Consider the following 1,560-nt stretch of genomic DNA (forward strand, 5'->3'; position numbering starts at 1 on the left):
GGGGGGGGCCTGCGCGTGCCGATCGCCTGCTCAAGTGCAGGCGCGGTCGGTAACGCTGACGACGGTACGGCATTAATCCTGGTCACGCCGGTGAATGGTCTGCCGTCTTCCGGTGTGGCTGACACCCTGACAGGCGGATTTGATACTGAAGAGCTGGAAACGTGGCGCGCCCGCGTCATTGAGCGGTATTACTGGACGCCGCAGGGCGGGGCTGACGGGGACTATGTCGTCTGGGCTAAAGAAGTGCCCGGCATTACCCGCGCATGGACATACCGTCACTGGATGGGAACGGGAACTGTCGGTGTGATGATTGCCAGCAGTGACCTGATTAATCCCATTCCGGAAGAATCAACGGAAACGGCGGCAAGACAACATATCGGGCCACTGGCCCCGGTGGCAGGCTCTGATTTGTATGTGTTCAGGCCGGTGGCACATACGGTGGATTTTCATATCCGCGTGACGCCGGACACACCGGAAATACGGGCTGCCATCACCGCGGAGTTGCGTTCGTTCCTGCTGCGTGATGGTTATCCGCAGGGAGAACTGAAGGTATCGCGTATCAGTGAGGCGATTTCCGGTGCGAACGGGGAATACAGCCATCAGTTGCTTGCACCGGCAGACAATATCTCCATTGCAAAAAATGAACTGGCGGTACTGGGGACGATTTCATGGACGTGACAAACGATGATTACATCCGTCTGTTGTCGGCACTGTTGCCCCCCGGTCCGGCGTGGTCAGCCAGCGATCCGTCGATTGCCGGTGCGGCACCGTCATTAACCCGCGTTCATCAGCGTGCGGATGCCCTGATGCGGGAGCTGGATCCGCGCACCACCACTGAACTGATAAACCGCTGGGAGCGTCTGTGCGGTCTGCCGGATGAATGTATTCCCGCAGGGACACAGACCCTTCGCCAGCGTCAGCAACGGCTGGATGCGAAGGTTAACCTGGAGGGCGGCATCAACGAGAATTTTTATCTTGCACAGCTTGCTGCCCTGGGCAGACCAGACGCTACCATCACGCGATACGACAAAAGCACGTTCACCTGCTCATCGGCCTGTACTGACGCGGTGAATGCGCCGGAATGGCGGTATTACTGGCAGGTCAACATGCCAGCCGCCACAAACACCACCTGGATGACATGTGGCGATCCCTGTGATTCCGCACTGCGTATCTGGGGCGACACCGTTGTCGAATGTGTGCTTAACAAACTCTGTCCGTCTCATACCTACGTAATTTTTAAATATCCGGAGTAATCCATGCATCGCATAGACACGAAAACCGCGCAGAAGGATAAGTTCGGCGCGGGTAAGAACGGTTTTACCCGTGGCAACCCCCAGACCGGCACGCCTGCCACCGATCTGGATGATGACTACTTTGACATGTTGCAGGAAGAGCTTTGTAGCGTGGTGGAGGCATCCGGTGCCAGCCTGGAGAAGGCGCGGCACGACCAGCTGCTTACCGCGCTTCGTGCGCTGCTGTTAAGCCGCAAGAATCCGTTTGGCGATATCAAATCGGATGGCACGGTGAAAACGGCTCTCGAAAACCTTGGTTTGGGAGAAG

Annotated in this window: 2 protein-coding genes and 1 pseudogene; all 3 read left to right on the top strand. The window is 57.4% G+C overall.

The window, feature by feature from the left end:
- The coding region (locus D9736_RS23155) for a baseplate J/gp47 family protein (protein ID WP_130259259.1) at positions 1-678 on the top strand (678 nt) is incomplete at its 5' end.
- A complete protein-coding gene (locus tag D9736_RS23160; protein WP_130259260.1) occupies positions 669-1,253 on the top strand; it encodes a YmfQ family protein in 585 nt (194 codons plus the stop codon). The genes D9736_RS23155 and D9736_RS23160, both read left to right, overlap by 10 nt.
- A 3-nt stretch (positions 1,254-1,256) precedes the next feature.
- Positions 1,257-1,560: pseudogene (gene stfP, locus D9736_RS23165) on the top strand (protein StfP); the annotation flags it as partial.

The organism is Escherichia sp. E10V10, from assembly GCF_004211985.1.
Taxonomy (GTDB): Bacteria; Pseudomonadota; Gammaproteobacteria; order Enterobacterales; family Enterobacteriaceae; genus Escherichia.

What these genes read in the sequence shown, in the direction of transcription:
- D9736_RS23160 (WP_130259260.1), top strand. Translation starts at nt 669, where the DNA reads ATGGACGTGACAAACGATGATTACATCCGTCTGTTGTCGGCACTGTTG.